Below are 6,613 nucleotides of genomic sequence, written 5' to 3' on the forward strand. Positions count from 1 at the left end.
GGGGGGGGGGGGGCGCCGGATCCGCTACTCGGAGGGTTCGGGCAGGGGCGGGCACTCGATGGTCGGATTGACCCCCATGTAGTTCAACGGCCCGACGAAGATGGTTCCGACGGTGTGGCCCAGCGTCGAGCACGAGGTCTCGTCGCTGCTGAACAGACCGCGCTGGAACGCGGCGATCAGCCCGACGAGCAGCCACAGGACGACGAGGGTCGAAAGAACGATGCGTACTCGCACGCTCTGCCTCCAGGGGATGGGGGGTAGATCGGTTGTCTTCGCCGCAGACCTATACCCGCGAGACGCGACGTTTCACCCGGTCCCGCCTCCCGCTTCCGCGCGGATCCGCTCCCCGTACGGAACGCGCGCCGTCCCCCGGTCCGGGGCCATCCGGCTCAGCGGGTCCGGCTTCGAGTCCGTTCGGCGGCGCCCCTCCACCAACCACGTCTATGCCGCCGGTGGTGAGGGCCGGTCCGGGCCTGAAAAGGCGGATCACACCGGCCGTGCGCACCGACGCTCAGGCGGTCGCCAGCGCGGTGCGCCGCGTACGCACCGCGAAAGCGGTGAACACCACCGCGGCGGCCACGGCTGTGGCGAGCATGACCGCGGTCATGCTGGACAGGGTCACCGGGCCGGTCAGCCCGGCGGTCGAGGCCAGGCCGGAGCCGATGCCGAACTGGAGCGTGCCCAGCAGGGCCGAGCCGCTTCCGGCGATCTTCGGCGGCTGTCCGTCCAGGGCCAGCGCCGTGGCGTTCGGCGACACCAGACCGGTGAACACCATCATCACGAACAGCGCGGCGGTCACCGTCACCAGGCTCGCGCCGCCCGAGGACCCCAGCAGCGCCAGCGCGGCCACCGAGGCGATCGACCCGGCCAGGCCCAGGAACAGGCGGCGGTGGATCTCCACCCGGCGGATGAGGTAGGCGTTCAGCTGGTTGCCGATGATCATGCCGAGCGTGGTCACCGCGAACACCAGGCTGAACTCCTGGGCGCTGGCCCCGAAGCGCGAGTGGGCCACGAACGAGAACGTCGAGATGTAGGTGAAGCTCATCCCGAAGCTCAGCGCGAGCGTGAGCGTGGGAGCGGTGAAGCGGATGTCGCGCAGCAGGCGGCCGAACACCCGCAGCTGCGCACGCGGACTGACCCGCTCGCGCTGCTCGGGCGGCAGGCTCTCGGGCAGGCCGAACAGCACCAGTGCGAAGGTCGCCAGCCCGGTCGCGCCGAGCACGGCGAAGAGCAGCTGCCAGGGTCCGAAGAAGAGCAGCTGGCCGCCCAGGATCGGGCCGAGCATGGGGGCCAGGCCGGAGAGCAGCACCAGCCGGGAGAAGAAGGTGGCGGCGGCGTCGCCGTCGAACACGTCCCGCACGATCGCGCGCGAGATCACCAGTCCGGCCGCGGCCGACAGCCCCTGGCCGAAGCGCAGCAGGCTGAACATCTCCACGCTGCTCACCGTCGCGATGGCGAGGGTGGTGGCGGTGAACACGCCGATGCCGACCAGCAGCGGCGCGCGGCGCCCCCAGCGGTCGCTGAGCGGGCCGATGACGAGCTGGCCCAGGGCCAGACCGGCCATCACCGAGGTCAGGGTGAGCTTGACGCTGGCCTCGCTGGTGCCCAGGTCGGCGGCGATCTGGGGCAGCGCGGGCAGGTACAGGTCGGTGGCGAGCGGGCCGATCGCGGACAGCACGCCGAGGACCAGGACGAGCAGCAGCGTGCGGCGGCGCGTCCGGGCCGTGGCGGCCGTGGCCTCCTGGCGGGCCGGACCGGCCTGCTGCGGCACGTCGTGGTGGTGCGGGGGGTTGTGGGCGGACGGGACGTTCTGGGCGTCCGGGACGACCTGGACGTCCGTGGTGATCTGGGCACGACGATTCGGACGTGCGGAAGCAAGGGTCACCGAGGCTCCAACGCGGGGAAAGGTATCGACAAGCGGTGCGCGGTACGCGGGGGGCGCCGTGAACCGCCTTCGGGCGGGGCGCCGACAGAAGTCCCGTGAGAGGACCAGAGGGTCCCGGGATCACTTCCGCCTCCAACACAAGGCTAGGAGCAGGCAATCCCCGCTTTACCCAACACGTCGAGTGATCCGAATTACGGTGTTGGAATGCCCTGCTGGTAAAGGGATTCGGTCCGCTGTGACGACGCCCATGCGGGGATGGGGGCCGTCGGGTCCTCGGGTTCCGCTCATTCCCCCGGCCGCGTGGTGCCCGATTCCCCATGGTTACCCCGTGGTAGTTCCGCTGGGCGAAACACGCCTTTCGGCAGCGTGTTCTGTGAAGAAAAGAGCGGACCTGGGAGGCACGCCCCAGGAGCTCACAGGCCTGTGGGGCCGTGGGGCCGGCCTCTGGAGGCCGCACGCCGCGAGCACCGGCAGGGGAATTCCCCGGAAAGGTGTGCTAGCCTGACCGGGTAAGGGTTTACGGGAAAAGGAAAATAACTTTCTTCGGCCTTGATTCCGGCATTTTTCCGGTTATTCTCGGCATATGCCGAACCCCCTTTCTCCCGTCGTGCTGTCCGCGTCCGTGATGACCCACCCCCGCCGGATCGCCGCCGCGCGCCGCGTCCTGGACTCCCTCGGGATCGAGGACGCCTGCCTGGCCGTGGACCCCGAGCCCGACGGGCCGCCCAGCTCCCTGCGCGCCTCCCAGGTCGCCTTCTCCAGCGCGGAACGCTTCGACTCCACCCACCACCTCGTCCTCCAGGACGACGTCCGCGTGTGCGCGGATTTCGCCGACTCCGTGCGCGACGCGGTGAAAAGGCATTCCGAGGCCGCGCTCTCCCTTTTCGTGGAATGGGGTTCGCGCACCGCCTACCTGGCCCGGTGGGCGGTGTTCACCGGAGCCGGAGCGGTCCCGGTGGTCAACCCGTACATGCCGACTCCCGCCCTGCTCCTGCCGCGCGAACCGGCCCTGGACATGGGCCGCTACCTGCGCGGCGCCGGGGGCCGCTCCGACGACCGCGCCGCCCTGCGGTTCCTGCGGGAGCGCGGCACCCCCGCCCTGGTCGCGGCGCCCAACCTGGTCGAGCACGAGGACCTGCCCAGCATCAAGGGCAACGACGAACACGGGCTCCGGCACTCGGCCTGCTTCGCGGCGGAGGGCGCCCGCTTCGCGGGGCCGGTCCTGGACCTGCCCCCGCTGCTGCCGTTCCTGCGCTGGAACACCGGGGAGGCCGTGGTCATCGACACCGGCAACGACGTGCCCGAGGCCCACCGGCCCACAGCGCGGGTGCTGGAGGAGTGGGGCGCGGCGCCGGGTGAGCTGAGCCGGGACTGCGCCGAGCACCTGGGCGCCGATTCCGGGCCGCTGTTCGCGCTCTGGGCCACCGCCGCCGCCTTCGGCGCGGTCCAGGAGCTGCACTGGCCGGGCACGGTGGCGGGCCTGCGCGCCCGCCGGGACGACCCCCTGGTCGGGCGCGCGCTGGCCACCTTCGCGCCGGGCGCGCTGCGCGTCGTCCTGGCCCCGGACCGGCTGGCGCGGCTCTCCGGGCGGCTTGTGCCGGCGGTGCTCGCCGCCATGGAGTACGGGGCCCGCCTCACCGCCGCCCGCCCCGTCTGAGCGGGGCGGGCGGCGGCGGTGCGCCTCCGGCCGCCGCCCCGGACACCGAGGGCGCGGCCCGGATGGCGGGCCGCGCCCACCGCGGCCCTCAGTGTCCCCGGTCGATCCACTCCTGGAGGTGGGGCGCCTCGGCGCCGATCGTCGTGGACGGGCCGTGCCCGGTGTTGACCACCGTGTCCTCCGGCAGGCTGAACAGCCGGTCGCGGATGGACTCCACGATCGTCGGGAAGTCCGAGTAGGACCGTCCCGTCGCCCCCGGGCCGCCCTGGAACAGGGTGTCGCCGCTGAACAGCACGCCCAGGTCGGGTGCGTACAGGCACACCGCGCCCGGGGCGTGGCCCGGGGTGTGCAGGACGGTCAGCCTGGTCCCGGCGATGGTGATGTCCTGCCCCTGGGACAGCTCCGCGTCGGGCGCGCGGTCCGGGTGGGTCATGTCCCACAGCACCCGGTCGGCCGGGTGCAACAGGATGGGCGCGCCCGTGGCCTCGGCCAGCGCCGGGGCCGCGTTGACGTGGTCGTTGTGCGCGTGCGTACACACCACCGCCACGAGTTCGCGGTCGCCCACCGCGCCCAGGATCGCGCCCGCGTCGTGCGCGGCGTCGATGACCAGGGCCTGGTCGCGGTCGCCCACGATCCAGACGTTGTTCTCGACCTCCCACTCCCCGCCGTCCAGGGCGAAGACCCCCGAGGTGGTCAGGTGTTCCACGCGCGCGCCGCTCACAGGACCACCACCGAGCGCAGGACGTCGCCGCGTTCCATCCGGGCGAAGGCCTCCTCGACCTCGCCGAGTCCGATCTCCTCGGTGACGAAGCCGTCCAGGTCCAGGCGTCCCTGGAGGTAGAGGTCGATGAGCACCGGGAAGTCACGCGAGGGCAGGCAGTCGCCGTACCAGGAGGACTTCAGCGCCCCGCCGCGGCCGAACACGTCCAGCAGCGGCAGGTCCAGGCGCATCTCCGGGGTGGGCACGCCCACCAGCACGACCGTGCCCGCCAGGTCGCGCGCGTAGAAGGCCTGCTCGTAGGTCCTGGGGGTGCCCACGGCGTCGATCACCACGTCGGCGCCGAAACCGCCGGTCAGGTCGCGGATGGTCTCGACCGGGTCGGTGAAGGAGGCGTTGACGGTGTGGGTGGCGCCGAACCCGCGCGCCCATTCGAGCTTGCGGTCCTCCAGGTCCACGGCGATGATCCGTCCGGCCCCGGCCAACCGCGCGCCCGCGACGGCCGCGCTGCCCACGCCGCCGCAGCCGATGACGGCCACCGAGTCCCCGATGCCCACGCCGCCGGTGTTGATGGCGGCGCCGATCCCGGCCATGACCCCGCAGCCCAGCAGACCGGCCGCGGCGGGCGAGGCCTGCGGGTCCACCTTGGTGCACTGCCCCGCGGCGACCAGGGTCTTCTCCGCGAACGCGCCGATGCCCAGGGCGGGGGAGAGTTCGGTGCCGTCCTCCAGCGTCATCCGCTGCTCGGCGTTGTGCGTGTCGAAGCAGTACTGGTGCCGTCCCCGGCGGCAGGCACGGCAGTCCCCGCACACCGCGCGCCAGTTCAGGATCACGTGGTCACCCGGCGCGACGGTGGTCACGCCCTCGCCCACGGACTCCACCATGCCCGCGGCCTCGTGCCCGAGCAGGAAGGGGAACTCGTCGTTGACGCCGCCCTCGCGGTAGTGCAGGTCGGTGTGGCACACCCCGCACGCCTGCACCCTGACCACGGCCTCGCCGGGGCCCGGATCGGGCACGACGACCGTGGTGATCTCCACCGGCGCCCCCTTGGACCGGCAGACCACCCCTTGTACCCGCTGAGACATCTTCGCTTACCCCCACACGTGGCCGGAGGCGGCGCGGGTACGCGCCGCTTCCGGCACCATTCCCCACCCGCGTCACACCTATCCCGGTCGCGGGGCCTCCTCCTGCCCCGGACGCCCTCCCACCGGTTCCCCGGGGTGCGGCCGGGGAGCGCCGGTCACGCCCCCGAGCCCGGGCGGACGATCATGAGCACGACGACGGACGCCCACACCAGGTTGTAGATCCCGGTGATCATCGACAGCGTGCGCAGCGCGCGGGGGTCGCCGGGCTCGCGGAGCGCCTCGCGCTGGCGGGGGTAGATCAGCGCGGCCAGCATCAGGCCCGCCAGGGCCGTGAGCAGCATCGAGACGATGACCCAGATCTCGCCCATCCGGCCCTGGAGCAGGGCCAGGGCGATCCCGACGGCGGGGACGACGATCCCGGCGACGGCGTAACCGCGGGTGGTGCGGTGCAGCAGGGCGGCCACGGCGGCGTCGCGTTCACCCGGGTCGCGCCCGTCGGGGGAGCGGGCGCCCGGGGGCGTGCCCGCGGCCCCCGCGTCGGCGGCGCCGACGGTGGCGGGCACGGCGACGGGGGCGAACCGCGGGAAGAGGCTGGCCGCGACGGTCGATCCGCCGACGAACACGATGGCGGCGAGCACGTGGACCGAGAGCAGCAGGTGTTCCATGAGATGTCCTTCTTCCTTCAGGGTGCCTGAAGCATACCCCTGGCTTCAGGCAGCCTGAAGGAGGGGTCGGTGCACGACCCCGGAGGTGATCCGGGAAACGGGAGAGGCGGTGGACCGCCGGTCTCAGGAGCCGCCCGGGGCGCCGAAGGCCTCCCGCGCGGCCTCGCCCACCCGCCGCCGCACGGGGTCGGCGTCCGGCCCGAACATCGCGGTGTCCACCGAGGCCACCGCCTGCCTGGCCGCGTCGAGCAGGCGGGCGCCCTCGTCGGTGATCTCGATCGCCGAGGCGGCCCCGGCCCGCGACGTGTGGTCGCGCACCAGGCCCGCGGCGACCAGCGACTTCACCGAGCCGTGCACGCTCTGGACCGTGATCCCCGACATCCGCGCCAGATCGCTGAACGAGGCGCCCGGAACCCCGGAGATGTGGCCGAGCAGCCCGAGCCGGGCGACCGTCAGGTCCAGGGGCGCGAGCGCGGCGTTCAGTTCGGTCTCGATACCGCGCGCCAGGGTCAGCAGGATGATCGAGGGACTGGTCACGGGCGGTCCGGGGCGGCTGTTCTCGGTGCTCACACCCCCAGTCTCCCCCACCGCGCGGGGCGGATC

At 72.8% G+C, this 6,613-nt stretch carries 7 protein-coding genes; 1 reads left to right on the plus strand and 6 read right to left on the minus strand.

The window, feature by feature from the left end; all coding sequences use genetic code 11:
• Positions 1-24: 24 nt before the first annotated feature.
• Together DQW06_RS20245 and DQW06_RS20250 are read right to left on the minus strand one after the other, a co-directional pair.
• Positions 25-234: a hypothetical protein gene (locus tag DQW06_RS20245; RefSeq protein ID WP_013153428.1), complete on the minus strand. Its 210-nt coding sequence runs from the start codon at positions 232-234 to the stop codon at positions 25-27.
• A 277-nt stretch (positions 235-511) separates the two neighbouring features.
• Complete coding sequence (locus DQW06_RS20250) at positions 512-1,885, minus strand: multidrug effflux MFS transporter (protein ID WP_013153427.1); 1,374 nt, start codon at positions 1,883-1,885, stop codon at positions 512-514.
• Between the two features lie 583 nt (positions 1,886-2,468).
• Here DQW06_RS20250 and DQW06_RS20255 point away from each other — a divergent pair.
• Positions 2,469-3,542: a hypothetical protein gene (locus tag DQW06_RS20255; protein WP_013153426.1), complete on the plus strand. Its 1,074-nt coding sequence runs from the start codon at positions 2,469-2,471 to the stop codon at positions 3,540-3,542.
• 88 nt (positions 3,543-3,630) lie between these two features.
• Here DQW06_RS20255 and DQW06_RS20260 read toward each other — a convergent pair whose 3' ends face one another.
• The 4 genes from DQW06_RS20260 to DQW06_RS20275 all read right to left on the minus strand — a co-directional run bounded on the left by DQW06_RS20260 (position 3,631) and on the right by DQW06_RS20275 (position 6,580).
• Positions 3,631-4,263 (minus strand): MBL fold metallo-hydrolase, encoded by a 633-nt coding sequence (locus tag DQW06_RS20260; protein ID WP_013153425.1) that lies wholly within the window; start codon positions 4,261-4,263, stop codon positions 3,631-3,633.
• A complete protein-coding gene (locus DQW06_RS20265) occupies positions 4,260-5,345 on the minus strand; it encodes an S-(hydroxymethyl)mycothiol dehydrogenase (protein ID WP_013153424.1) in 1,086 nt (361 codons plus the stop codon). The genes DQW06_RS20260 and DQW06_RS20265 overlap by 4 nt, the downstream gene beginning before the upstream one ends.
• A gap of 155 nt (positions 5,346-5,500) precedes the next feature.
• A complete protein-coding gene (locus DQW06_RS20270) occupies positions 5,501-6,010 on the minus strand; it encodes a hypothetical protein (protein WP_013153423.1) in 510 nt (169 codons plus the stop codon).
• 123 nt (positions 6,011-6,133) lie between these two features.
• On the minus strand, positions 6,134-6,580 hold the full coding sequence (locus DQW06_RS20275; RefSeq protein ID WP_013153422.1) for a MarR family winged helix-turn-helix transcriptional regulator: 447 nt from the start codon (positions 6,578-6,580) through the stop codon (positions 6,134-6,136).
• Positions 6,581-6,613 lie beyond the last annotated feature (33 nt).

The organism is Nocardiopsis sp. TNDT3 (assembly GCF_003427465.1).
GTDB classification, from domain to species: domain Bacteria; phylum Actinomycetota; class Actinomycetes; order Streptosporangiales; family Streptosporangiaceae; genus Nocardiopsis; species Nocardiopsis dassonvillei.

What these genes read in the sequence shown, in the direction of transcription:
- DQW06_RS20270 (WP_013153423.1), bottom strand. Translation starts at nt 6,010, where the DNA reads ATGGAACACCTGCTGCTCTCGGTCCACGTGCTCGCCGCCATCGTGTTC.
- DQW06_RS20255 (WP_013153426.1), top strand. Translation starts at nt 2,469, where the DNA reads ATGCCGAACCCCCTTTCTCCCGTCGTGCTGTCCGCGTCCGTGATGACC.
- DQW06_RS20265 (WP_013153424.1), bottom strand. Translation starts at nt 5,345, where the DNA reads ATGTCTCAGCGGGTACAAGGGGTGGTCTGCCGGTCCAAGGGGGCGCCG.